Origin of the sequence: Phormidesmis priestleyi ULC007, from assembly GCF_001895925.1 — a bacterium.
Classification (GTDB): domain Bacteria; phylum Cyanobacteriota; class Cyanobacteriia; order Leptolyngbyales; family Leptolyngbyaceae; genus Phormidesmis_A; species Phormidesmis_A priestleyi_A.
In genome coordinates this window covers 1-21,851 of record NZ_MPPI01000061.1, presented here as the reverse complement: position 1 = coordinate 21,851, position 21,851 = coordinate 1, and the positions used below count along the sequence as shown (strand labels likewise).

The following is a 21,851-nucleotide window of genomic DNA, read 5'->3' as shown; positions in this document are numbered from 1 at the left end:
CCCCTATCATCGCCTGATGGTGCAAAATCGCGCGGACGACCGAAGCAATCGCCCGCCAAAAACTTACTCGACCGTCTACAACAGCACCAATTCATGCATGATTTCCGCGTTCCCTTTGATAACAATCAAGCGGAGCGGGACTTGCGGATGATGAAATTGAAGCAGAAGATATCCGGTGGATTTCGCTCGGTCGAAGGGGCGCAAATGTTTGGTCGCATTCGGGGCTACATTTCCACGCTCAAGAAGCAAGGATTCAATGTATTGGACGTAGGACGTACAGTTTCTGGATGTACAGTTTCTGTATCAAGCTACTTTATCAAAATTAGCTTCGCCCCTAACTTTGATAAAAAGATTCTGTCCACGGTTAAACCAGGGTTCAAGGCTCAAAACCTGCTCAAATTTTGTCCGAAGTATTGTCACTAAGAAACGTGGATTTAATTAAAGTGCCGCTTCTTGCCCTCACCTTAGCCCTCTCCTTGGGGAGAGGAAACAAGAATTCTAGCTCCCTTGGGGGAAGGGTTGGGGAGGGCTTCGCCCCGCTTTGCGAGGAGGGCAGAAGACGATCACAAGTTTTACAGGTTACTTAATTCACGATCCTACGCTTGATAAGCTTGCGCCCCTTTGTTGACAAACTTCAGCGTATAGGCTTGCTTGTAGTCAGTTCCTGGTTTAAACACGCCTGCGCTTACCATTGAGTTAAAAAAGGTCTCCCAGCGCTCGTCGGTCATTGCCCCGATGCCTTTTGTCCCTGCGTCTCCGCCATTCACAATCTGATATTTGTCAAACGTCGATCGGGCGTAAGCAAGCTGATCGTCTGTCATTTCAGGGTTGTCTTTTTTAATCAACGCATCGCCTGGAGCGGGATCTTTAAGGTAGCTATACCAGCCTTTAATCGACGCATCGACAAATCGCTGCACCAGATCAGGATTTTTATCAACAAGCTCTTTTTTAGCCTCGATCGTGGTCGCATAAGGCGCATAGCCAGAATCTGCCAGCAAGAACACCACTGGGTCGATTTTTCCGACTTTCTTGATCACGTTGGGTTCAGACGAAACATAACCCTGTTGAGCCACATTCTGATCCGCTAAAAAGAGCCCAGGGTTAAAGTTGTAGGTGCGCTTCTGGTCGTCAGTAAAGCCAAATTTTGACTTTAGATAAGGCCAGTAGGTGGTGTATGCCTGAGCAGACATGAGAATTGGCTTGCCCTTAAGATCAGCCAAGTCTTTGACCCCGACATTGGGGTGAGCAATCAACACCTGCGGGTCTTTCTGAAACACGGCCGCGACTGTGATCTTAGGAATGCCCGACTCGATCGAGACGATCGCATCGGCTCCATAGCCCATAAAGAAGTCGATCGCGCCGCCCATCAAAAGCTGAGTGCCGTTGACTTGAGGCCCTCCCATTTTGAGCGTCACGTCTAGCCCGTGGTCTTTATAAATGCCTTTGGCAACTGCTTGATAAAAGCCCCCATGTTCGGCTTCAGCAAACCAATTGGTACTCATGGTGACTTTATCGAGCTTGCCAGCACTAGAGACGGGCAATGCTGCCGGAGAATTGTTGGTTGAAGACTCGCCTCCCTGAGAGCAGGCAGCAACAATCCCGCTTCCCAATGCGAGTGAGCCATATTGAATAAACTTGCGGCGACTAACGCCTTGACGATCGGAGGAATCTTGACGGTAACTCACGCGCTGTCCTTGTTTCATGCCTATTAAATGCAGTATAAAAGCCACAAATATTGCTATTTGTAGCGAAGAATACTTTCTTTATCGTAGACTACTACACGGGTGACTCGATCAAACTGCTCAACCGAAAATGAGCGATCGTCAAAATTTCTGACAACGCTTGGGTGATTTCTGTTGACAATGAATTTTTTAATCGTTGATCAAACGCATCTAAAATGCTGGACTTGGTGTGATTTTTAACCGCAACGATAAACGGAAACCCAAACTTATCTTTATAAGCCTGATTGAGAAATTGGAATCGAGCATAGTCTTGAGCTGTCAACCGATCTAAGCCGATTCCTGACTGCTCCTGCACAGAAGCCTCTGCCATTTTTGCTTTAGCGCCCAAATCAGGGTGAGCGCGAATCAGCGCCAGTTGTTCAGCCTGACTCATATCGTTGACGATCGCAGTCATTTTTTGGTGCAGATCATTCACGTCAGCAAACGGGCGTTGGTGCCAAACTTGATGGGCGATCGTGGGCGTTTCCTCAAAGACAGCACCCAATCGTTCAACAAATTCTGTTTGACTCATCGGGTTAAGTTGCGCGATCGAGTAAACCATTCAACTGCCTCGATAAGTGCTGTAAGCCCAAGGCGATGCCAGCAAGGGTACATGATAATGAGCCGTCGAATCTGAAACTCCGAACTGAATGGGAACCCGATCGAGAAACGGCACTTCCATAAGATCGCTCTCAAATCGTGCGAAATAAGCTCCGACTGAAAACACGAGTTCATAAACGCCGACCTTTAATTCGGCATCTGCAAGCAACGGCAAATCAGTGCGTCCGTCAGCATTGGTGACGATCGTTTTTAGCAGTATTTTTTGTGATGCAGAATCGATTGCAAAAAGCTCGATCGTCAAATCATTCGCTGGACAGCCATTTGCGGTATCTAAAACATGAGTCGTGAGTTTTCCCATTGTAACTTCTCTTAAGATCGTCAATTGCAAGGGCATGGCACTGCCGGGCCCATTAGTGTTGCAAGTAATAGATATTATTTAATCTCCCATTATTAGTGTAGTGGCCCCGCTAAGATTGTATTAGAAATCGCATTGATGATATCACTCCCATCCTCGTGTTTGAGTTGTTCATACCACTGCTGCGTTTTTTCTGGGTCTTTACCGTGCGTCATGTGCGATCGCTTCCGCGCCCTCAGCACAATATCTGCGGTTCGACCCAGACGTTCTGACTCATAGCGCTTGAGCGCATCTTCAACGCCCAGCGTGGTTGAATGCAAATAGCGCGTTAACACCTCGGCATCCTCGATCGCCTGACAGCCTCCCTGCCCCAGATCAGGAGCCGTGCTGTGAGCCGCATCGCCCAGCAGCGCCACACGACCTTTGACAAACCGCTCTAGTGGCTCAATGTCGTGAATCTCAACCCGATTAGTTCTTAACGGGTCGAGTCGCTCAATCAGCGTTTGCACCGGGGCAGCCCAGCCCTTAAAAAAGCTCATCAACTCCTCTCGATAGTGGTCTGGAGTGCTTACAGACCCCTTGGGAAGCGGCACATCAAAAAAGAAATAAAACCGCCCATCACCTACGGGCATCAACGAGGCGCGTTTGTGTTCGCCCACATAGATCGCCCAGCTATTGGCCGGAGCCAAATCTGGGCTGATAGGCACAAGTCCGTTCCAGTTGACGTAGCCGACATAGTGGCGATCGGTCGGGTGCCCTAAAACTCGATCACGCACGATCGAGTGCGTTCCGTCTGCCCCAATCAACAGATCGCCTGTTGCCGTGCGTCCGTTTTCAAATCGGGCAGTCACACCCGTTTCAGTTTGCTCAATCTCAACACACTTGCAGTTAAGCTGCACGTTTTCAGCCCCAAACTCATGCAGCAGCATCGTTTGCAGATCAGTTCGAGCCACTGGGTAAGGGCGCTGCCCAACTTTTTGCACGAGCGGATCTAGACTGACATCGGTGAGCAATTCCCCAGTGTGGCTGTGATATTGCATGCGATCCATCTGTCCGCCGATTTGGGCGATCGCTTTGCCCAGGCCCATTCGATTCAGCACCTTAACCCCATTTGACCAGAGAGAAATGCCAGCACCAGCGGGACGTAACTCGCTGACTCGATCGTAGATTTCAACGTGATAGCCCACTTGACGCAGCGCGATTCCGGTTGCCAGACCGCCCATTCCTGCTCCAATGATCACAACCTTGAGGTCATCCATTCGCGACTCCTGCCTGCTGCTTCTAGTCAAAACTGTAAAATCTTCAGACTCAGCTTCGTATACCGGATACTATTGCCAAAGCCAAGACGCAAGACTGTGATGCTAGATACTAACTGGAGTTTTAACTAAAAACAACAGGAATTCACAAAGAACAATCCAAAATGAATTGCAATAAAACAAGTTTCGATCTTTACAGACCACGGCAGCGATCGCGGCTGCTCTATCTGACTTCGCAAAAACGTGTCGAGGGCTGAAAACGGTTCGTCTAGCAACAGCGATGTTAATCTGATTTCAACTGCCAAGATTTGTCTTGAGAAAACTCTAACACCACTGCATGATAGTTGGCTAACGTCGATCGATGACCCACACTCAAAAAAGTGGTGTTGCTCGCCTGCAACTGCTGATAGAGCCGCTCCCCATTTTGGATGTCTAGGGCACTGGTGGCTTCGTCTAAAATTGCGTAGTTCGGTTTGTTGAGAAACAGTCGAGCAAAGGTGAGGCGCTGTTGTTCACCCAACGATTAGAATGTCTGCCCAATCTTGTTGGGTGTCAAAGCCTCCAAATCGTTTGGCAAGATCTACTAAATTCACCATTCCAACACTTGATCTAGCTGTGCTTTTTCGACCTCGATCGTAGTATTCGAGTACAAAATTTGTTCGCGGAGTGTTCCCAACACCCTATAAGGACGCTGAGACAAAAGGAGAATTTGATCAGAGTCAGGACGCACGATCGTGCCGCTTCCTGAGTTCTTTGTGCTCAATTTTGGATGAAGAAGAGCATCAGAGATGATTCAACTATCCCATTCAAACCTCTTGACTTGCAAGACGGTATCTGTACTTAGCCCGTGAGGGGTTCGGGGAGCGATCAGCCCCGCGCTGTATGCGTAGTATCAGCGTCGGGATACAGGGACTCCCCGCGCTAGACGATGCCCGTCTTACTCAGTTGCCTACGGAGGGAAACCCTCCTTCAGCACTGAGCGCCTCGACGGGGCTGAGACTAGCGGCCGCTTTGGTTCTGCACATACTTTCTAAGGATTTCTAGAGGGGTGTTACCGCAAGAATCAATAGAGTAAGATTCACTCCAAAACACATCCTTCCAGTAGACAGCATCTACCTGCGCCTCAAACTCCTGCCTAATTCTGCGACTGGAAACACTTTTAAGATTGTTGACGAATTTGCTCAACTGCATCTGTGGAAAGTATCGGAACACGATATGTAGATGATTGGGTTCACCGTTGCATTCCAATAATTCGCACTGCCACTTTTGGCACAAGTCAGCCACAATCTCTTTAAGCCTTTCCAGCATGGTGGGAGTAATGACCTTGTAGCGGTATTTGGTGCTTAAAATCAAATGAGCGTAGAGACGTGAAACTCCTCTTGAGCGTGGCTTATAATCCATTTGCACTCTATCAGTGTGTATAGTATGATTATAATCAAGAGGTGCGCCTTGACGAGTGAGTTCACCACTCTATCAAGACGACTTCTCCAAAGTCCGCACATACCGAACTAGGAGCAAATACATCATGCCAGATCCCAGAGATTCTCAGGTTTATATTGACCCCGAAACCAACAAGTTTGTGGTTGAGGAAGACGGCGGAAAGCGAGAAGCCACTCCCGAAGAGGCAGACGAGCAAATCGAGAAATAGGAGGAGGTTCAGAAGGAGGCTGACAAGAGTCTCAACTAATTAATCTCCGTCCAGCATCACAATCTCGTGATGCTGGATTCATATTTTTGAGGACTTATCCAATGGTTGCTACTTATCCAAAATCAGTAAGTCGGACATCTCTCAGCGCTCCTCCTTTAGCGGTTGGCGCGAAACCGACCGCCCAAGAAATCTATTATTCAGGTCGTGTTGTGCGGTTCATGGGACGAGTGTATTGGGTGAAATGGTGCAACGGCACTCAAGTTTGTTTAACGGCTAGACAGGGCTTGTATGGCGGAATCTATCAACCTTATCCCATGAAGTCGTTTGACTTTAATGAGTGGACGGTTCCAGTTACTCACGTCTTTCTTGCGGTGGTGTAGTCAATGAGGCGGTGAGATGCAATGCTCCTAAAGAAGCAAAAAGGAAGATGCACACACTGCGGATTGTTCTTCAAGGATGGAGATCTGCTCGAAGCCGACCCTATCATCCCCCGCTCCCAAGGTGGTACGGATGACTACAAAAACCTTCAGTTACTCCATCGGCATTGTCACGACGTTAAAACTGCCCAGGACAGCAGGAAAGGCTTGCATGACAAGCAACACGTCATTGAGGAGCCGGATGCAGGGAAATCTTGCACGTCCGGTTCTGAAGACCAGCAGGTAGGGCGACCTGCCTGCTGAGTTTAATCACTTGCAAGTCCCTAACAGCGTTTAGGTGAGCTTTATTCGGCTGCCAGTTCCGCCAGTTCTAGCCAGCGATCGGTCGCTGTCTCGATCGTGTGTTCTAGCTCTGCCATACGCGCCGAAAGTTTTTCTACCGCCGAGAAGCCATCGGGCGGATTGCGATGCAGGGTTTTCTCAATGTCGGCTTTTTCAGCTTCCATTTGCGGAATTTGAGCTTCCAACGTTTCAAACTCGCGCTTCTCTTTATAAGAAAGCTTTCGAGCTTTAGTGGGTGCCGTTGCTACCGCAGGCTGATCGATTTGTTTGGCAGATTTCTGACTCGCTGCGTCTATTTTTCCCGCGTCTTCTTCTGCTTTTTTGTAATCTAGATAAACCGAGTAGTTGCCAGGATATTTGCGAATGTTGCCACCCGGTTCGAGCGAGAAAATGGTATCGACGGTGCGATCGAGAAAGTAGCGATCGTGTGACACCACAATCACACAGCCGTTAAAGTCTTCTAGATATTCTTCTAAGATTGCCAGCGTTTGCACATCGAGATCGTTGGTCGGCTCGTCTAAAATCAAAACGTTGGGTGCACTTAACAAGACTTGTAGTAAGAATAATCGCCGCTTTTCGCCTCCAGACAGTTTGTGAATGGGCGAATATTGCTGACTGCCGGGGAATAAGAATTTCTCTAGCATCTGAGAGGCGGTGATCACCGTCCCGTCTGCTAGCGTCACCAATTCTGCCGTTTCTTTGAGATAGTCGATCACTCGCTGGTCTTGATTGAGCGAGTTGAGCAAATCATCTGAGTGTTGATCAAAATAGCCGATGTGAATGGTGCTGCCGATGTCTACGGTGCCAGAGTCGGGTGTTAACCTTGCTGTTACCAAATTCATTAACGTCGATTTTCCGGCACCGTTTGCGCCAATGATTCCCACTCGATCGTCAGGGCTAAATTCGTAAGTGAAATCTTTGATCAGAGTCTGATCGCCGAACGATTTTGAGACATTAGTCATCTCAATCACTTTCTTACCAATTCGACGACCTGCCGTAGCGATATCAACCTTGCCGTTTGCCTGTTTAAATTCGCGATCGCGCATTTCGTGAACTCTATCGATCCGCGCTTTTTGTTTTGTGCTTCGCGCTTTAGGCCCTCGACTCAGCCACTCTAATTCGCGACGCAATACGCCCTGATGTTTGCGTTGAGTGCTGGCAGCCGATTCTTCAGCCAGCGCTTTTTTCTCTAGATAGTAGGAATAGTTACCAGAGTAAGCATAGAGATCGCCGCGATCGATTTCTAAAATGCGATTGGTGACGCGATCGAGAAAGTAGCGATCGTGGGTGATCAAAAGCAACGCACCCCGATAGCGATTGAGATAACTTTGCAGCCATTCCACCGACAGCGCATCCAAATGGTTAGTCGGCTCGTCCATCAGCAGCATATCGGGTTGAGACAGCAGCGCCGTCGCCAGGGCAATTCGCTTGCGATAGCCGCCTGAGAGATCGCCAATTCGGGCGGTCAGGTCGTCAATGCCTAGCTCGGTGAGAATAATTTTGGCGTTGGTTTCGAGTTCCCAGGCTCCGGTCGAGTCCATTTTTTCAGACACTTCAGAGAACCGCGCCATGATTTGGTTTCGGTCGCCTTGCCCGTGAGCTAACTTGTCAGAAAGCTCTTCATATTCACGCACCAGTGCCATCTGTTCGCCGCTATCGGCAAACACTTGCTCAAGCACCGTGTGGTCTTCGTCAATTTCGGGCTGCTGCGGCAAATAAACGAGTCGCATACTCGGATTGACGAGGCGTTGACCCGCGTCGATCGACTCCAATCCAGCGATCATTTTGAGCAGGGTTGATTTGCCAGAGCCGTTGGTGCCAATCAGCCCCACCTTATCGCCTTCTTCAACGGTGAAGCTGGCATCTTTCAGCAGTTCTTTAATGCCGAAGTCTTTTTTAATCGATCGAAGGGTAAGCAGACTCATGCGATTTTAGGTGAAAGCAGTTATGTGGGCAGGTTAGCACTTCATAGATCGTAACGTGAAAAAGTGGGGCGATCGCATCAAAAATTGAGTGCAGCAATAAACGTCCAGCCTAGTCTATAAAAATCCGATAAAATCAAGGCATGAAATTCGAGTGGGATCAGCAAAAGAACCAAGCAAACGTTGCAAAGCATGAACTTGATTTTGCAGACGCACCTAGAGTTTTCAGACTACCACTCCGTGTTTCTCTAGATGAGCGGCAAGACTATGGGGAGGATCGATGGGTTGGAATCGGGATACTTGACGGGCGTTTTGTGGTTGTAGTTTTTACAGAACCGAACGAGCAAACAATCCGTATTATTTCACTTCGCAAAGCTCTGCCTTATGAACGAAAATGCTATGAACAATACCTCAAAGACGAATTGGGAGAAGGTTGACTCACTCACAGAGGAAGAAATTGATACCTCTGATATTCCTCCATTAACTGAGGAGTTTTTCAGCAAGTCGCGGTGGTGGAAACCCGTAGCGCCATTGAATGTTCTGGTTCAAGTAGATCCCAGCACGCTAGCCTGGTTTCAGGCTCAGGGCGAGGATTATGAAAAGAAAATGGCTGCGGCACTACGAATTTATGCAGAAGCTCACAAAGTAGAGTCAAACTCAGAGCAAGCGCCAGCCGCATAACAACCCCAATGCACTCGATCGTCAAGAGGCGATCGGTGGGATGTTCAAGGTTGTCTGCGGTGGGTGATTGGGAACGTTAGGCAGAAAGTCCTTTTGCGCGGTGAGGGAGCCGCATGACTATGAAGAATTCAATAATCGATGGCTCCCTAATGCCCAATTTTCTAGAGTTGAATGGTGATTTTGTTGTGCAACTCCTCCACTTGAATTAGTGAACCATTCCCCAGAACAATGTTGAACTTCGCGAGCGATCGTTCAACCTGATAGCCAGGTAAAACTCGAACAATCTGATATTCAGTCGTCAAGTCACTCGTGCCATCCCATTTGAGCAACGCCAGTTGATTTGACGCGATCTCACTCAGTTGTGAAACAAACTCTTCAATGCGATCGCTTACATCCAAGATAATGCCAGACGACATAAAGAGATAACGCTCCTGCAAATCCAAAGTCACACTAACCCGATAACGTCTTTCGGTTGAGCAACGCAACTCAACGGTGAACGAAATCGAGCTAGGAATCACAGTCCTAACTCCCATATTATTTTGTCCTCTCAGTTAGTTTAGAGAGGACAAGAACACTGATTTCTCAGACATTCCACAGGGGTGAAAAATGGTTGCAGGATCTTGATTCCAGCCTTTCAAGATCCCATAGCAAAGCCGACGGTGTACAATCATGAACGCCTCCTAAGTTACTCACATTAACTAGGGATGGAAGTCCTCGGAGTCTGATCTCGCAAATCAGATTTCGGGGCACAACTTCATCACTGCGATGTATTCTACAGGAGTTTTTTGCTTTTTGAAATGCTGAGTTTTGAGGGAGTCGCGATTTATCCCGCTTGTCCGGTGAGGATGACTCCAGTCATGATGAAGATTTCTTAAAGCCCCGCCATTAATTTCTTGAACCAGAGATATTATGTGACTGCATGACGTTCTGCCTAATTCCCCAGTTTCAGGCTGCTATATTGAAGAGGTATTTACTAGGACTCAGCAGCAAGTTCTTAGAAGCTGTTTCTTGAACCAGACAGGTTAGCACCATGCCAAGTGGCGCAATTCCAGTCAAAGTCACTCTAAAAAATGAGGCAGGCAAAGAAATCACCAGTGCTATCATAAATGCTCCTGGTAGCCACAAGTTTTATAATTTGCCAGCAGGCAAATACACTGTCACGTTTACTGCTCCTGATGGCTTCAAGTTTCTTTCACCTAACCCTTCTTCTCACAGTTTGACGGGTGATAAAAATACTCTCGAAGTAACGATCGGGCTAAAAGATGTTATTGCTACCGGAACTCCCTCTCAAGGAGCAGAATCTTCTAAACCGCCGATTGGATTAATTGCTCTAGCAGCGATAAGTATGTCTCTGCTTGGGAATTTATCACTAGTCGAGGACTTTTTTTCCTCATTCTCCCCAACTAAAAGATTACAGCCAGATCGAGTACAGTCTTCTCCGGATCCCCGTCCAAGAAGTACAGATAACCGTTATGTGGATGAATTACCACCAGAAGTGGAAGCTAAATTGAGACAGTGTTTGAAGGAAAATCTTAAACGTCTGTTAGGTATTCCTAGTCTTTCAGATTTAGTTGAGTCATTAACTAAGGAAGAAAACTCTAAAACTGAATTTCAATCACAAGTTATACTTTTGTACAAAAGAGTTAAAGAGTTACGTTCAACTATTGAAGACTGCGACCCTACATTAATTCAGGAAATCGTTGCGGCTGAAAATCGTAGAACCAATCAAAGACAGTCTCAAAACAGAGTGATGATTGTCGGAGAACTGGTCAATGTACGGGTAAGCCCAAGTTTAGAAGCTGAAGTGATTGAGCAACTTCCATATGGTACTACTGTGCAAACAGATATCCAAATCTTTACTTATCTTTCAGATCAACAGCGATTAGCAATAGCAAGAAGCGAGGGTTGGCATCCTATTATTTTGTCTGACAGAAAAAGAGGCTACATTTACAGCCTCTACATCAGAAAATCACTATAACTTGCATCTTTAATATGAGATCGTAGCATAACAAGTCGATGAAGCGGACGGGCAAGAGATATTGGTGAGGTTGCAAAAATCCTCTGCCGCTGCTTATCTTGGTCGTTCCTGTCCGAGCAACAAGCGACGGAAGTTTTACGATAATAGTCGCGGAGTTTTAGTCAGTGGAGATTTAACAATGACGAAGCCCAACTTTAGCAAAATGACTCGGCAAGAGCTGAGAGCCTATGTTTTAGCTCATAGAGAGGATGATGCAGCGATCGAAGCTCTAATTAAAACGGGAAATCCAAACAGCCCAACCTATCCATTTCCTCAAACTGACGAGGATTTGAGGAAAATGGAAGAAATACTCAAGAGAAAACTGGGTAGCAGTGGCGGCAGACGTGGAATATCTCTGCGTTGATGAGCGATCGCTCCTTTCTCAAACCCCATTTTCAAGCCGCAGTTTAGCTTCTTTTTCAAACCACGCCACAACTTGCGGCACGGTCAAATCTTCGATCGCGACTCTGGCATCTGCTGCCGATCGCTCTAATGGCTTGATCGCCGAAATCGTCAGTTGCGTAAAGAATGGTTTAAAATTGCTATCCATCCCCTGCTGCAAACCGGGATCGTTAGCGACCCAATCGGCGATTTGTTGGGGATCTAAATCAGCAATCGCTTGGTTGGATTGTTGCGCGACCTGCTTGAGCGATCGCAGCGCATAGATCGCAACTCTGACTGAGAAGCGATCGCGTGAAGTCAGCAGAGCTTTATCAACCTCAGCACATTCGTCAGGCGTGAGAAATTCTGTAGGAGATGCTGGCAAATCAGTCATAGAAAGAACGGTAACGACTCACGCTTAAATTCTAGACCACCCTCTCGATCTCCGTAGACTCTTTATCCTCCACAGTTTACCCTTCACACTTTACAATAAGTAATAGAGCTAGAGCCAGGAAAGAGAAGTCCTTAATGGTTGACATCATTGAAATTCAGCCTGTACTTGTTATAAAAGCAACATCGAGTGCTTCTGAATGACTTTTGCAGGAGCTTACTCCCGGTTTATCGCGTTTAATCTAAAGAGCAATCATGAAAGACCTCACTCGCTATCGAAATATCGGCATCTTCGCTCACGTCGATGCTGGCAAAACAACCACTACCGAAAGAATTCTGAAGCTGACTGGTAAGATCCACAAAATCGGTGAGGTGCACGAAGGCGCGGCAACCACAGACTTCATGGCGCAAGAGCAAGAGCGCGGCATCACGATTCAGTCTGCGGCAACGACCTGCTTTTGGAATGACCACCAACTCAATATTATTGACACTCCCGGTCACGTCGATTTCACCATTGAGGTCTACCGTTCTCTCAAGGTGCTTGACGGTGGCATTGGGGTGTTCTGCGGTTCGGGTGGGGTCGAGCCACAATCTGAAACCAACTGGCGCTATGCCAACGATTCTAAAGTTGCTCGCCTCGTCTATATCAATAAGCTCGATCGCACGGGTGCCGATTTTTATCGGGTCGTCAAGCAAGTTGATAAAGTGCTGGGCGCAAAACCGATGGTGATGGTGCTGCCGATCGGCGTTGAAGAAAAGTTTCGCGGCGTAGTCGATCTGCTGACCCGCAAAGCCTGGATCTGGGATGACTCTGGCGATCCGATGAGCTATCAGATCACCGAGGTGCCTGCTGATATGGTCGCTGAAGTCGAAAGCTATCGTGAGCAGCTCATTGAGCTAGCGGTCGAGCAAGACGATGCCCTCATGGAACAGTATCTAGAGGGCGAAGAGCTAGATATCGACTCGCTTAAGCGGTGCATTCGTAAAGGCACCCGCGACCTAGCCTTTTTCCCGACCTACTGCGGTTCGTCGTTTAAAAACAAGGGCGTACAGTTGGTGCTAGACGCTGTGGTTGACTATCTGCCCAACCCCATGGAAGTGACCCCGCAGCCAGAAGTCGATCTCGAAGGACACGCGACGGGCAACTTTGCTCTCGTTGATCCAGAGAAGCCGCTCCGGGCGCTTGCGTTTAAGATTATGGACGATCGCTTTGGTGCGCTGACTTTCACGCGCCTCTATTCTGGCAAGATCTCGAAGGGTGACACCGTGCTTAACACGGCAACGGGCAAAACCGAGCGGATCAGTCGCCTGGTGGAAATGCACGCCAATTCTCGCGAAGAGATTGACTCGGCTCAAGCGGGTGACATTATTGCGATCGTGGGTATGAAGAATGTCCGCACTGGGCATACGATTTGCGATCCCAAAAATCCGGCGACGCTGGAGCCGATGGTTTTCCCAGACCCCGTGATCTCAATTTCGGTTAAGCCCAAAACCAAAGGCGGCGAAGAGAAGATGGGGGCTGCCTTGACCAAAATGGTGCAAGAAGATCCATCGTTCCACATGATGACCGATCTAGAGAGCGGCGAAACCATTCTCAAGGGCATGGGCGAACTCCACCTCGACATCAAAGTAGACATTTTGAAGCGCACTCACGGAGTCGAAGTAGAAGTGGGCGAACCCCAAGTTGCCTACCGCGAGTCGATTACCAAGCGCCTCGAAGACGACTACATTCACAAGAAGCAGTCGGGTGGTTCGGGTCAATATGCCAAGATCAGCTATGTGGTTGAACCGGGCGAACCCGGCAGCGGCTTCCAGTTTGAGTCAAAGGTGACGGGTGGCTCTGTACCCAGAGAATATTGGCCCGCCGTCGAAAAAGGCTTTGAAAGCTGTATCGACAAAGGCGTGTTGGCTGGGTTCCCCTGCATGGATCTGAAGTTCACGCTGCTAGAGGGGGGATTTCACCCGGTTGACTCGTCGGCGATGGCGTTTGAGATCGCGGCTAAAGCTGCTTATCGGCAGTCTATTCCGCAAGCGGGCCCTCAATTGCTCGAACCGATTATGAATGTCGATGTGTTTACCCCAGACGACTATATGGGGGATGTCATTGGCGATCTTAATCGTCGCCGGGGAATGATGAAAGCTCAGGAGACGGGGCAGACCGGGGCGCGCCTCAAAGCAGATGTGCCGTTGAGCGAGATGTTTGGCTACATTGGCGACCTGCGAACCATGACCTCTGGGCGTGGACAGTTCTCAATGTCGTTTTCGCACTATTCACCTTGCCCCAGTAACATTGCGGAAGAGGTGATCAAGGCAGCGAAAGAGCGTCAGGCTGCTGCGTAGTAATTTGAATCTAACTGCCCTTTTATAGAGCAGATGTTTTAAGCTTTCTGATTGGTGAATTGCCGATCGGGAAGCTTATTTCTTTAGAAACGCTAATTAAATAATGTTGGTGACTTGCAACAGCAATGGGCACGGCAGTGCCATGCCCCTACGCACATTGGTTTTAATGATGTCAATTCAAACGACTGGAATGGTTCACACGACTTCGGCACGATCGTTCGTTTATCAACCTCCCGCATCTGCTTACGGTGCCCGTCGCATTCTTGTTAAACCCAATTTGGGCTATCCGGTTGCGCCGCCAGTGACGGTGAGCATGGAAGTCTTGGGTCAGGTTCTGAAAGCGTTGCGTCAAGCCAGTTCTAAGGCTGAGATTTTAATCGTGGAGGGGGTTTGCTCTCCGGTTAGTTTGGCTGACATCGCGGCACGAAATGGACTTTATGCACTGCTAGATGAAGGAATGCAGCTTCTAGATGCTGACACACTGCCGATCGTAGAATATCCCAATCGTTCTCCAGTCCCGGTGCGCTTTGACAAAATGTGGGCACCTGCGCTGCTGCAAAAAGTGGACTGTCGGATTACAGTGGGAACGTTTAAGCGAACCATCTTGAAAGATAAACCGCTAATTTCTGCCTCGCTCAAGAATTTGTATGGACTGTTTCCACGATCGCAATATAAAGCCCGCAGTGCCAACTCTCGCGGACAACTACACCGCCCCTCAGTGCCTCTCGTGTTGCAGGATGTCTATTTTTGCATTGGGCATCTGTTTGATGGAGCCGTAGTGGATGCCGATCGCCGATTAATCAGCCCTGACTGGAAACCCGATAAAGGAAAGACCATCGCCCTGGATAAAGTTTTTTTTGGAGATGACATGATCTCGGTCGATCGGGCGGCTTGTCAAGACGCAGGAGAGGCGATTCCTAGTTATTTAGATGCAATTGATCAGATACGATCTCGCTCCTAGTCATCTTCACTGGCTAAAGCTTTTCGGGCAATGCGAGTCAGGTAAAGGGTAACTGCAACGGTGGCAATCAGCCCGACCGATCGCAGCGCCAATTGAGCCGATTGAGCGGATGGGGCTGATGCGTCAATAGTGGCTAAACTACCCGCAAGAGAACCGATATAAACATACAGAATTGTTCCAGGAATCATGCCTGTACAACCCAACACGTAATCTCGAAGCGAAACATCTGTAACGCTAAACGCATAGTTTAATAGAACAAACGGAAACGCTGGCGATAGACGAGTTAGAAAAACAATTTTCAATCCTTCTTTGGCAACGGTTTCATCGATCGCTTTAAATTTAGCATTGCCTTCAATCTTTTTAGAAATCCAGTCACGAGCAAAATAACGTCCAATCAGAAATGCAGCCGTTGCACCAAGTGTCGCACCAATGAACGCGTAGAGAGAACCCCAAATAGCACCAAAGACAACGCCTGCACCTAAAGTTAAAACACTTCCTGGAATCAAAAGCACGGTTAGTAAGAGATAAGTGCCGATGAATATGGCTGCACTCGCTGAACCAAAATCTTGAATCCATTTCAGTAAACTTTGCAATGATTCTTGGATATTAGAAAGATGAATTGCAGCGACAATAGAAAAATTGATTAGAATCATTACAATTAAAAAGTGCCTATCTTTCTTTGGGGACTTAGAGCAATCTTACAAAATTGATTGACCTTTCAAAAAAGTTATTTTGAACTGTAGAATTTGACTCAGACTGGATTAACCTTTTGATGAAAGCAGTGACTCTAACGTTTACTCAACGTCTTTTGACGGGCGATCGTAACCCAGTTCAATACACACTATCGCTGACGGCAGAAGAACGATCGCGATCGCGCCACCCCTTTCAAACTGATGACGGGCAGGCGATCTATTTGCATCTTCCTAGAGGTACAACGCTGCGAGAGGGCGATCGGCTACGAGCCGAATCAGGTGAACTTGCCCAAGTGCGCGCTAAACCCGAACCTGTGCTTACCGTTACGGCTGAGAGTGCGATCGAGTTGCTGCAAGTCGCCTATCATCTCGGAAACCGTCACGTTTCGCTCGAAATCACGGAGACTTATTTGCGCCTTTCACCTGATCCGGTGCTGCAAGATTTGCTCCACCATCGCGGGCTGACTGTGACTGAAGAAGTTGCCCCATTTCAGCCTGAAATCGGTGCTTATGGACATGCTCACTAATTCTGCATTGCTGAAGTTATTACAGCTTGCCAGCCCGACGCTGCCGATCGGGGCTTATAGCTATTCTGAGGGCGTTGAATCTCTGGTCGATGCCGCCAAGATCACGAGCGCGTCTAGTCTAGAACACTGGCTCAGGCAAGAACTACGCTATGGAGCCGTGCGTGTTGAAGCGGCTGTGATGATTCGCGCTTATCGATCGACGATTGTTGAAGATTTTTCTGCTTTGACTGACTGGAATCACTGGTTATCAGCAACGCGAGAAACCGAGGAGTTACGATCACAAAGCTGGCAAATGGGACGATCGCTGCTGCGATTATTTCAAGACTTACAAGCGGATGAATTCACCCCACTGCTGTTGCAGGAAGAGTGTAACTTTGCGATCGCCTTTGGCACGATCGCCGCTCGTTGGCAAATCGACGAACAATCTGCCACTTTGGGATATTTCCACAGTTGGGCGACGAATCTGATTAGTGCAGGAATTAAGCTGATTCCGTTAGGGCAAACGGCAGGGCAGCGGCTGTTGTTGGAGTTGGGTGAGGCGTTCGATCGAGCCACTCAAGAAGTGTTGACGCTGCAAGACGACGATCTGAGTAGCTGCGGTTGGGGTTTATCACTGGCAAGCATGGCACACGAAACGTTATACAGCCGACTGTTTCGCAGTTAGAGCATCTCATTCTCCACGAAGACAGCATTGAGCCAGTCGATTACAAACAAAAGCCTTGCCAGAGATAATCTAGCGGGGTTTAGAATTTGATCACACATTGATAAGCCAATTTATGATGACTAACCCACCCGATAGGCTCGATCGCATTGAGGCAATTCTGGCAAATCTAGCCAGCCGAGACGAAACCTATCAGCAGCGCTTTGAGGAACTCGATCGACGGCAAGACATCACCCAGCGACAAATAGACGTATTGCTAGCACTGCATGACGAGACAACTGAGAGACTTGATCGACAGGACAGACAATTAGAAGTCGATCGGGCTGAGTTTCGCTCGACCGTACGCGATATTCTCAGTCATTTACAGACCCGCTATGACGGCAACGGCGGCAGCTAGATAAAAGAAAGCCCCCAGCTTTCGCCAAGGGTGGCTAATCATGACCATCAAAACTTTGCTCTACGGGTCAAGGAGCGATATTCTCTACCACTAAGTGGCTACCCGATTGATAGAATGTCGTCTCAAACGAGGCGGCTCCGCCCGGTGGGATGTCCTATTTCAGCCCTTGCTGCGCTTTTGCGGTTAGTTTGTCACTTACAAATGTTGCACTCATCATGCCTGCTTTGGTGGTCTTCCAAGCGTAAGTGACTGAATTCCCGGTTTTCTCAGTCTCGTCGCCTTTGTAGCCGATAAGGTTGGCAATATCAATGTGGCTCATCCCTTCGCTGAAGCAAGTTTCATACATCGCTTGAACCAACGCTGAGTAAGGTAAGTTGCAAACATCGGCACCTTCAGGGATGAAACCTTGTAAAACTGCGATCGGGTTAGGTGTAACACCTGCGGAGGAAGTTTTGGGGATTCCGGTTACTTTACCTCCTCGACCAGCAGCTAACACGATTTGTGCAATCGCCACTTCGTCATTGGTTTGTTGGCTAACCGTCCCCAACACAGGAATCTCCTTAGCCTTAAATTCTTTAGCCGTTACAACTGACGTGGAAGATGAGGACTTCTCTACGCTTGGACTTGAATTTGCACAACCTACAAGCGCTAGTTCGTGTATACTAGAAAAGTATTTTTGTATTGCAAATGATTCATGAAGCCTGAGACTGTCTTAGAGATCTACCAACTCTTCTTACAGTCGGACGATTGCAAAGCAAATAGCCGACTCGCGGACAACCTAAAGACTACTCTCCGTCGATATATTCTTCCCCAGTATGGATTTACGGCAGCAATGCTGTCTGATGATTTGGATGGTTGTCTAAAAAGGGTAACTCAGATCTTGCACCATTCTCAAGAAGGGGTTGCCAAACGGCTGAAAATCTGAAAGAAAGGGCGTAGAAGTAATTTGGTTTGACGGTTATGGAAACCATCTTTGAGTACGCCCAATCGCTAGTCTATACCTTGCTCGGATTGATGCCTAGTCCTCATCAGCGCAGCAGTCTCGAAGCGCTGCTCGGACTGTTTCTACAAGCCCAAGGACAAGCCATCCCTGCCCACTGCACCAGCAAATCCGCGAGTGCCTTGAGTCGCTTTCTCAATCGCTACGACTGGTCAACGGTAGGAGTGATTCGCGCCACGCGCCGCGCGATGCTCAACCAAGTTTTGCGGCACCTGCCTCCCGGCATGACCACGTTAAAAGTGATCCTTGACCTGACGACGCTGCCCAAGTGTGGCAAGTTTGCTCACCTGGCAACGAGTTTACCATCGGAGGTTGGAGACGACAGTGCAACGGTGCAGACTGACCCCTGGGTGCGGGTACTCAATGGCAAACGGGGGTTGCATCTAGTCATGCATCTAGTCATGCTGTATCTGGTCATCGGACAGTGGCGAGTGCCCTGGAGCTTCTGCATCTGGCACGGCAAAGGGCACCTTAGTCCCGTTCAATTAGCCTGCAAGCTGCTCGCCCGCGTCCCCAAAACCCTGACCCACCGCTTCCCCGTCATCGTGCTGGCAGATACTGAGTTTGGCACGATCAAGTTTCTCCAGGCTGTGCAAAAGCGACAGTGGCGAGCGGTTGTCGGAATGCCCGGCAACCGTCAGATGGAGAATGGCAAGTCCCTCAAGCAACTTTACCGCACCGGAAGACGCGGGCAACAAGTCCGCTTGGTGGGGATGTCAACGCCCCTAACGGTCTCCTGGTTTTGGCTCAAGCGCTCAGAGCGCAAACGAGAACTGCGCTTTGTCGTCTCTACTTACCCGTATTCTGGAGTCTACTTGGTGCGACTCGGACGACAACGCTGGGCGATTGAGGGCTTTTTCAAAACCATCAAACATCGCTTTAGTTTGCATCGCTTTGGTCAATCCACCTTGCTGGGACTCTACCGCTGGCTCGTGTTGTCTCTGGTCGCCTTTGTACTAGCACACTGGACACATTGTTGGGCAAAACCTCAGCGCCTAGATTGGAAAGCCGCAAGGGAACTTGCCCAAGTCATTCTCTTGCCGCAGGTTGTTTGGAAAGACCTCCTACATCAGATTAGGAGTCACTGGGACATTGCGATGCAGCATGGCTTTGAAATCATTCTCAAGCCCATCCGCTGGGACTATTGAGAATAGTGCAAGATCTGAGTTAACCCTTTACCCTTTGCTATGCCTCAACCTATTCTTTATATCGCGATCACTAATCATGGGTTCGGTCATGCAACCCGTGCCGCTTCCGTTGCCGCTAAAATTCAAGAACTCTGTCCCGAAATTCTGCTGATTTTGGCAACGACTGCACCCCGATCGCTGCTAGAAGCTTACATTCCCGGTGATTTTATTCACCGTCCTCGCGGGTTTGATGTCGGCGTTGTGCAGTCTGATAGCCTGACGATGGACAAAGCCGCGACGCTGGAGAAATTGAAAGAAATTAAAGCAAATCAACGATCGCTGATTGCCTCTGAGGTCAACTTCATCAAACAAAATCGTGTCGGATTAGTTCTAGCAGACATTCCACCGTTAGCGGCTCCGATCGCCAAAGCCGCAGGCATTCCGGGTTGGATGATGGGCAACTTTGGCTGGGATTTCATCTATCGAGCCTGGGGCGGCGAATTTATTGAAATGGCAGACTGGATTGGCGAGTGTTTTAGTCAATGCGATCGCTTGTTTCGTTTACCTTTTCACGAGCCGATGGGGGCATTTCCGACGATCGTAGATACCGGGTTAACGGGGGTAAATCCTCGCTTTGATTTGGCGGAACTGAAGGCAAAATTTAACCTGACTGAAACGCCCAAAGAAAAAATTGCGCTGATGACCTTTGGCGGATTGGGACTCGATCGTATCCCCTACGAAAACGTGCAGCAGTTTCCCGACTGGACATTTATTTGCTTTGATTTGAGTGCGCCTGAGTTGCCTAATCTGTTGCGAATTGACGATCGCTTCTACCGTCCCGTAGACTTTATGCCGCTGTGCGGTCGCCTGATCTCAAAGCCCGGATACAGCACTTTTTCTGAAGCGTGTCGGCTCGATTTACCGATCGTTTCACTGACCCGCGAAGGCTTTGCCGAGGCTCCCGTTTTGCTCGAAGGCATCCAAAACTACGCCTATCACCAAATTCTTGCGCCTGCGGAGTTCTTTCAGGGAGATTGGGAATTTTTACGGCAACCGCTGCATGCACCTCGTCAGTCTTCGTCACTCCCTAAAGATGGTAATCAAACAATCGCTCAAGCCGCGATCGATTATTTGATACCAAACCATTAACAATTGAATAAACCCGAAGATTGCGTAGGGTGGGTTGAGCCACACGAAACGCATCGTTATTTAAAATTGACGCATTTCGCGATCGCTCAACACAACCTACAAACGTTCTACAGTTGAATGATGGTTTTGTTGTGCAACTCCTCCACTTGAATCAGTGAACCATTCCCCAAGACGATGTTGAACTTCGCTAGCGATCGTTCAAGTTGATAGCCGGGCAACACTCGGACGATTTGATATTCAGTCGTCAAATCACTTGTGCCATCCCATTTCGGAAATGCCAGTTGATTGGATGCAATCTCACTCAACTGTGAAACAAACTCTTCAATGCGATCGCTAACATTCACGAGAATGCCAGACGAAAGGAAGATATAACGCCCTTGTAAATCCAAAGTAACACTGACTCGATAACGTCTTTCAGTTGAGCAGCGTAACTCAACGGTGAACGAAATCGAGCTAGGAATCACAGTCCTAACTCCCATATTATTTTGTCCTCATCCGTTAGTTTAGAGAGGACAAGAATGCTGATTTCTCAGACATTCCACCGGGATTAAAAACGGTTGCAGGATCTTGATTCCAGCCTTTCAAGATCCCATAGCAAAGCCGACGGTGTACAATCATGAACGCCTCCTGAGTTAACGCAAGTAACTAGGGATGGAAGTCCTCGGAGTCTGATCTGCGAAATCAGGCTTCGGGGCACAACTTCATCACTGCGATGTATTCTACAGGAGTTTTTTGTTTTTTGGAATGCTTAATTTTTTAGGAGGAGCGATCGGTTCTTTGAGGAAGTGCGGGGCGATTAACCTTTCGGGGAACTGCGAAGCGATCGTTTCTCTAGGATCTCTGATGAAAAGTGAGGGGAGATATACGGAAAGTTTCGGGGTGTCTGCCCAAATCAGGGAGATATACGGAAAGTTTCCGCATAATCAATAGTTAAATTGCAGTAAAAACTACACTTGTACTATCTGCTACAATTACTCTAACTGCAATTTAACTACTCATTGCAGCCGATGCAACAAATAAGTCACTCGCAAGATTTTGACACACTCAAGCACGGCTGAATTCGCTTCAATTAGACCGCGAGGTTATCCGTGAAGTCATCTATGTCGATGCAACTAGAAGGTTGATGGTGGGGCGCGATCGCCAAGTGGGCAAAAGTTTAGTGAAGTCCGTGAATTTGCGGTAGTTTTTCCCGTTAGTCACCAACCAGCCTCGTAATCTTCTATAAATTAAATAACTTGAGTGTTGTGATGTCATGAGAGAAAAATAAGACCCGCGACTCGCGGACTACGGATGCGAGAACTGTTTTTGTTGCTTGGCAAACAAGTTAGTAAACACTTGCGCGGCTG

28 protein-coding genes and 1 pseudogene are annotated in these 21,851 nt (G+C 48.3%); 16 read left to right on the top strand and 13 right to left on the bottom strand.

Annotated features, from left to right (window positions below; genetic code table 11):
* Positions 1-267: pseudogene (locus BRW63_RS25415) on the top strand (IS66 family transposase); the annotation flags it as partial.
* 329 nt (positions 268-596) lie between these two features.
* Here BRW63_RS25415 and BRW63_RS25410 read toward each other — a convergent pair.
* From BRW63_RS25410 to tnpA, 7 genes are all read right to left on the bottom strand, one after another.
* Complete coding sequence (locus tag BRW63_RS25410) at positions 597-1,703, bottom strand: ABC transporter substrate-binding protein (protein ID WP_073075132.1); 1,107 nt, start codon at positions 1,701-1,703, stop codon at positions 597-599.
* A 73-nt stretch (positions 1,704-1,776) separates the two neighbouring features.
* A complete protein-coding gene (uraD, locus tag BRW63_RS25405) occupies positions 1,777-2,283 on the bottom strand; it encodes a 2-oxo-4-hydroxy-4-carboxy-5-ureidoimidazoline decarboxylase (RefSeq protein WP_073075131.1) in 507 nt (168 codons plus the stop codon).
* The gene (gene uraH, locus BRW63_RS25400; RefSeq protein ID WP_073075130.1) at positions 2,284-2,640 is read right to left on the bottom strand and encodes a hydroxyisourate hydrolase; all 357 of its coding nucleotides are present in this window, start codon (positions 2,638-2,640) and stop codon (positions 2,284-2,286) included.
* A 92-nt stretch (positions 2,641-2,732) separates the two neighbouring features.
* The gene (gene hpxO / locus BRW63_RS25395) at positions 2,733-3,896 is read right to left on the bottom strand and encodes an FAD-dependent urate hydroxylase HpxO (protein ID WP_073075129.1); all 1,164 of its coding nucleotides are present in this window, start codon (positions 3,894-3,896) and stop codon (positions 2,733-2,735) included.
* A gap of 280 nt (positions 3,897-4,176) precedes the next feature.
* The gene (locus BRW63_RS29265) at positions 4,177-4,413 is read right to left on the bottom strand and encodes a hypothetical protein (RefSeq protein WP_219898734.1); all 237 of its coding nucleotides are present in this window, start codon (positions 4,411-4,413) and stop codon (positions 4,177-4,179) included.
* Positions 4,414-4,482: 69 nt separating this feature from the next.
* The gene (locus BRW63_RS29260) at positions 4,483-4,656 is read right to left on the bottom strand and encodes a hypothetical protein (RefSeq protein ID WP_219898735.1); all 174 of its coding nucleotides are present in this window, start codon (positions 4,654-4,656) and stop codon (positions 4,483-4,485) included.
* Between the two features lie 236 nt (positions 4,657-4,892).
* Entirely contained in the window at positions 4,893-5,294 is a 402-nt protein-coding gene (gene tnpA, locus BRW63_RS25385; RefSeq protein WP_073075128.1) for an IS200/IS605 family transposase, read from the bottom strand.
* 124 nt (positions 5,295-5,418) lie between these two features.
* On the opposite strand from tnpA, the gene BRW63_RS29255 reads away from it, so the two are divergent.
* The 3 genes from BRW63_RS29255 (at position 5,419) to BRW63_RS27380 (ending at position 6,221) form a co-directional block, all read left to right on the top strand.
* Positions 5,419-5,541, top strand: a complete 123-nt coding sequence (locus BRW63_RS29255) for a S1 family peptidase (RefSeq protein WP_143162120.1) — start codon at positions 5,419-5,421, stop codon at positions 5,539-5,541.
* Positions 5,542-5,642: 101 nt separating this feature from the next.
* Entirely contained in the window at positions 5,643-5,921 is a 279-nt protein-coding gene (locus BRW63_RS25380; RefSeq protein WP_073075127.1) for a hypothetical protein, read from the top strand.
* Positions 5,922-5,942: 21 nt separating this feature from the next.
* Positions 5,943-6,221: an HNH endonuclease gene (locus BRW63_RS27380; RefSeq protein ID WP_083583252.1), complete on the top strand. Its 279-nt coding sequence runs from the start codon at positions 5,943-5,945 to the stop codon at positions 6,219-6,221.
* 41 nt (positions 6,222-6,262) lie between these two features.
* Here the strand turns inward: BRW63_RS27380 and BRW63_RS25370 are convergent, their stop codons facing one another.
* Positions 6,263-8,185 carry an ABC-F family ATP-binding cassette domain-containing protein gene (locus tag BRW63_RS25370; protein WP_073075126.1) on the bottom strand — a complete coding sequence of 641 codons (1,923 nt, stop codon included), beginning with the start codon at positions 8,183-8,185 and terminating at the stop codon, positions 6,263-6,265.
* 140 nt (positions 8,186-8,325) lie between these two features.
* Here BRW63_RS25370 and BRW63_RS30100 point away from each other — a divergent pair, with 140 nt between their 5' ends.
* A complete protein-coding gene (locus BRW63_RS30100; RefSeq protein ID WP_073075125.1) occupies positions 8,326-8,619 on the top strand; it encodes a BrnT family toxin in 294 nt (97 codons plus the stop codon).
* Entirely contained in the window at positions 8,567-8,863 is a 297-nt protein-coding gene (locus tag BRW63_RS25360; protein WP_073075124.1) for a BrnA antitoxin family protein, read from the top strand. The genes BRW63_RS30100 and BRW63_RS25360 overlap by 53 nt, the downstream gene beginning before the upstream one ends.
* 161 nt (positions 8,864-9,024) lie before the next feature.
* Here the strand turns inward: BRW63_RS25360 and BRW63_RS25355 are convergent, their stop codons facing one another.
* Positions 9,025-9,396: a hypothetical protein gene (locus tag BRW63_RS25355; protein ID WP_073075123.1), complete on the bottom strand. Its 372-nt coding sequence runs from the start codon at positions 9,394-9,396 to the stop codon at positions 9,025-9,027.
* A gap of 497 nt (positions 9,397-9,893) precedes the next feature.
* Here BRW63_RS25355 and BRW63_RS25350 point away from each other — a divergent pair, with 497 nt between their 5' ends.
* Positions 9,894-10,841: an SdrD B-like domain-containing protein gene (locus BRW63_RS25350; RefSeq protein WP_073075122.1), complete on the top strand. Its 948-nt coding sequence runs from the start codon at positions 9,894-9,896 to the stop codon at positions 10,839-10,841.
* A gap of 178 nt (positions 10,842-11,019) precedes the next feature.
* Complete coding sequence (locus BRW63_RS25345; protein ID WP_073075121.1) at positions 11,020-11,244, top strand: DUF6887 family protein; 225 nt, start codon at positions 11,020-11,022, stop codon at positions 11,242-11,244.
* A gap of 18 nt (positions 11,245-11,262) precedes the next feature.
* On the opposite strand, the gene BRW63_RS25340 is transcribed toward BRW63_RS25345, so the two are convergent.
* Positions 11,263-11,655 carry a hypothetical protein gene (locus tag BRW63_RS25340; protein WP_073075120.1) on the bottom strand — a complete coding sequence of 131 codons (393 nt, stop codon included), beginning with the start codon at positions 11,653-11,655 and terminating at the stop codon, positions 11,263-11,265.
* A 251-nt stretch (positions 11,656-11,906) separates the two neighbouring features.
* Here BRW63_RS25340 and fusA point away from each other — a divergent pair, with 251 nt between their 5' ends.
* Together fusA and BRW63_RS25330 are read left to right on the top strand one after the other, a co-directional pair.
* Positions 11,907-13,991: an elongation factor G gene (gene fusA / locus BRW63_RS25335; RefSeq protein WP_181314503.1), complete on the top strand. Its 2,085-nt coding sequence runs from the start codon at positions 11,907-11,909 to the stop codon at positions 13,989-13,991.
* Between the two features lie 142 nt (positions 13,992-14,133).
* The gene (locus BRW63_RS25330; RefSeq protein WP_223257518.1) at positions 14,134-14,952 is read left to right on the top strand and encodes a DUF362 domain-containing protein; all 819 of its coding nucleotides are present in this window, start codon (positions 14,134-14,136) and stop codon (positions 14,950-14,952) included.
* Here the strand turns inward: BRW63_RS25330 and BRW63_RS25325 are convergent.
* Complete coding sequence (locus BRW63_RS25325) at positions 14,949-15,605, bottom strand: TVP38/TMEM64 family protein (RefSeq protein ID WP_083583250.1); 657 nt, start codon at positions 15,603-15,605, stop codon at positions 14,949-14,951. The genes BRW63_RS25330 and BRW63_RS25325 overlap by 4 nt on opposite strands.
* A gap of 128 nt (positions 15,606-15,733) precedes the next feature.
* Between BRW63_RS25325 and ureE the strand changes: the two genes are divergently transcribed.
* The 3 genes from ureE (at position 15,734) to BRW63_RS25310 (ending at position 17,229) form a co-directional block, all read left to right on the top strand.
* Entirely contained in the window at positions 15,734-16,171 is a 438-nt protein-coding gene (gene ureE / locus BRW63_RS25320) for an urease accessory protein UreE (protein ID WP_223257517.1), read from the top strand.
* Entirely contained in the window at positions 16,155-16,835 is a 681-nt protein-coding gene (locus BRW63_RS25315; protein WP_073075116.1) for an urease accessory protein UreF, read from the top strand. The genes ureE and BRW63_RS25315 overlap by 17 nt, the downstream gene beginning before the upstream one ends.
* Before the next feature lie 112 nt (positions 16,836-16,947).
* Positions 16,948-17,229, top strand: coding sequence for a hypothetical protein (locus tag BRW63_RS25310; protein WP_106254220.1), 282 nt, complete (start codon positions 16,948-16,950; stop codon positions 17,227-17,229).
* A 154-nt stretch (positions 17,230-17,383) separates the two neighbouring features.
* Here the strand turns inward: BRW63_RS25310 and BRW63_RS25305 are convergent, their stop codons facing one another.
* Positions 17,384-17,779: a hypothetical protein gene (locus tag BRW63_RS25305; RefSeq protein WP_073075114.1), complete on the bottom strand. Its 396-nt coding sequence runs from the start codon at positions 17,777-17,779 to the stop codon at positions 17,384-17,386.
* Positions 17,780-17,923: 144 nt separating this feature from the next.
* Between BRW63_RS25305 and BRW63_RS25300 the strand changes: the two genes are divergently transcribed.
* Genes BRW63_RS25300 through BRW63_RS25290 form a run of 3 tightly spaced genes read left to right on the top strand, consistent with a single transcriptional unit; the run spans position 17,924 to position 20,505 of the window.
* Entirely contained in the window at positions 17,924-18,154 is a 231-nt protein-coding gene (locus BRW63_RS25300) for a hypothetical protein (RefSeq protein WP_073075113.1), read from the top strand.
* Positions 18,155-18,189: 35 nt separating this feature from the next.
* Positions 18,190-19,377, top strand: coding sequence for a transposase (locus BRW63_RS25295; RefSeq protein ID WP_223257516.1), 1,188 nt, complete (start codon positions 18,190-18,192; stop codon positions 19,375-19,377).
* Positions 19,378-19,416: 39 nt separating this feature from the next.
* Positions 19,417-20,505 carry a glycosyl transferase gene (locus BRW63_RS25290; protein ID WP_073075112.1) on the top strand — a complete coding sequence of 363 codons (1,089 nt, stop codon included), beginning with the start codon at positions 19,417-19,419 and terminating at the stop codon, positions 20,503-20,505.
* A 107-nt stretch (positions 20,506-20,612) separates the two neighbouring features.
* Here BRW63_RS25290 and BRW63_RS25285 read toward each other — a convergent pair whose 3' ends face one another.
* A complete protein-coding gene (locus BRW63_RS25285; protein ID WP_073075111.1) occupies positions 20,613-20,984 on the bottom strand; it encodes a hypothetical protein in 372 nt (123 codons plus the stop codon).
* Positions 20,985-21,851: the final 867 nt, after the last annotated feature.

Bases quoted from the DNA above. Each gene is read 5' to 3' on its own strand.
- BRW63_RS25300 (WP_073075113.1), top strand. From the start codon at position 17,924: ATGAAGCCTGAGACTGTCTTAGAGATCTACCAACTCTTCTTACAGTCG.
- fusA (WP_181314503.1), top strand. From the start codon at position 11,907: ATGAAAGACCTCACTCGCTATCGAAATATCGGCATCTTCGCTCACGTC.
- BRW63_RS25330 (WP_223257518.1), top strand. From the start codon at position 14,134: ATGCCCCTACGCACATTGGTTTTAATGATGTCAATTCAAACGACTGGA.
- BRW63_RS25310 (WP_106254220.1), top strand. From the start codon at position 16,948: ATGATGACTAACCCACCCGATAGGCTCGATCGCATTGAGGCAATTCTG.
- BRW63_RS25380 (WP_073075127.1), top strand. From the start codon at position 5,643: ATGGTTGCTACTTATCCAAAATCAGTAAGTCGGACATCTCTCAGCGCT.
- BRW63_RS25350 (WP_073075122.1), top strand. From the start codon at position 9,894: ATGCCAAGTGGCGCAATTCCAGTCAAAGTCACTCTAAAAAATGAGGCA.
- BRW63_RS25325 (WP_083583250.1), bottom strand. From the start codon at position 15,605: ATGATTCTAATCAATTTTTCTATTGTCGCTGCAATTCATCTTTCTAAT.
- BRW63_RS25360 (WP_073075124.1), top strand. From the start codon at position 8,567: ATGAACGAAAATGCTATGAACAATACCTCAAAGACGAATTGGGAGAAG.
- BRW63_RS30100 (WP_073075125.1), top strand. From the start codon at position 8,326: ATGAAATTCGAGTGGGATCAGCAAAAGAACCAAGCAAACGTTGCAAAG.
- BRW63_RS25345 (WP_073075121.1), top strand. From the start codon at position 11,020: ATGACGAAGCCCAACTTTAGCAAAATGACTCGGCAAGAGCTGAGAGCC.
- hpxO (WP_073075129.1), bottom strand. From the start codon at position 3,896: ATGGATGACCTCAAGGTTGTGATCATTGGAGCAGGAATGGGCGGTCTG.
- BRW63_RS29255 (WP_143162120.1), top strand. From the start codon at position 5,419: ATGCCAGATCCCAGAGATTCTCAGGTTTATATTGACCCCGAAACCAAC.
- BRW63_RS25290 (WP_073075112.1), top strand. From the start codon at position 19,417: ATGCCTCAACCTATTCTTTATATCGCGATCACTAATCATGGGTTCGGT.
- BRW63_RS25285 (WP_073075111.1), bottom strand. From the start codon at position 20,984: ATGGGAGTTAGGACTGTGATTCCTAGCTCGATTTCGTTCACCGTTGAG.
- BRW63_RS25370 (WP_073075126.1), bottom strand. From the start codon at position 8,185: ATGAGTCTGCTTACCCTTCGATCGATTAAAAAAGACTTCGGCATTAAA.
- uraH (WP_073075130.1), bottom strand. From the start codon at position 2,640: ATGGGAAAACTCACGACTCATGTTTTAGATACCGCAAATGGCTGTCCA.
- BRW63_RS25295 (WP_223257516.1), top strand. From the start codon at position 18,190: ATGGAAACCATCTTTGAGTACGCCCAATCGCTAGTCTATACCTTGCTC.
- BRW63_RS27380 (WP_083583252.1), top strand. From the start codon at position 5,943: ATGCTCCTAAAGAAGCAAAAAGGAAGATGCACACACTGCGGATTGTTC.
- BRW63_RS25355 (WP_073075123.1), bottom strand. From the start codon at position 9,396: ATGGGAGTTAGGACTGTGATTCCTAGCTCGATTTCGTTCACCGTTGAG.
- tnpA (WP_073075128.1), bottom strand. From the start codon at position 5,294: ATGGATTATAAGCCACGCTCAAGAGGAGTTTCACGTCTCTACGCTCAT.
- BRW63_RS25340 (WP_073075120.1), bottom strand. From the start codon at position 11,655: ATGACTGATTTGCCAGCATCTCCTACAGAATTTCTCACGCCTGACGAA.
- BRW63_RS25315 (WP_073075116.1), top strand. From the start codon at position 16,155: ATGGACATGCTCACTAATTCTGCATTGCTGAAGTTATTACAGCTTGCC.
- BRW63_RS25410 (WP_073075132.1), bottom strand. From the start codon at position 1,703: ATGAAACAAGGACAGCGCGTGAGTTACCGTCAAGATTCCTCCGATCGT.
- uraD (WP_073075131.1), bottom strand. From the start codon at position 2,283: ATGGTTTACTCGATCGCGCAACTTAACCCGATGAGTCAAACAGAATTT.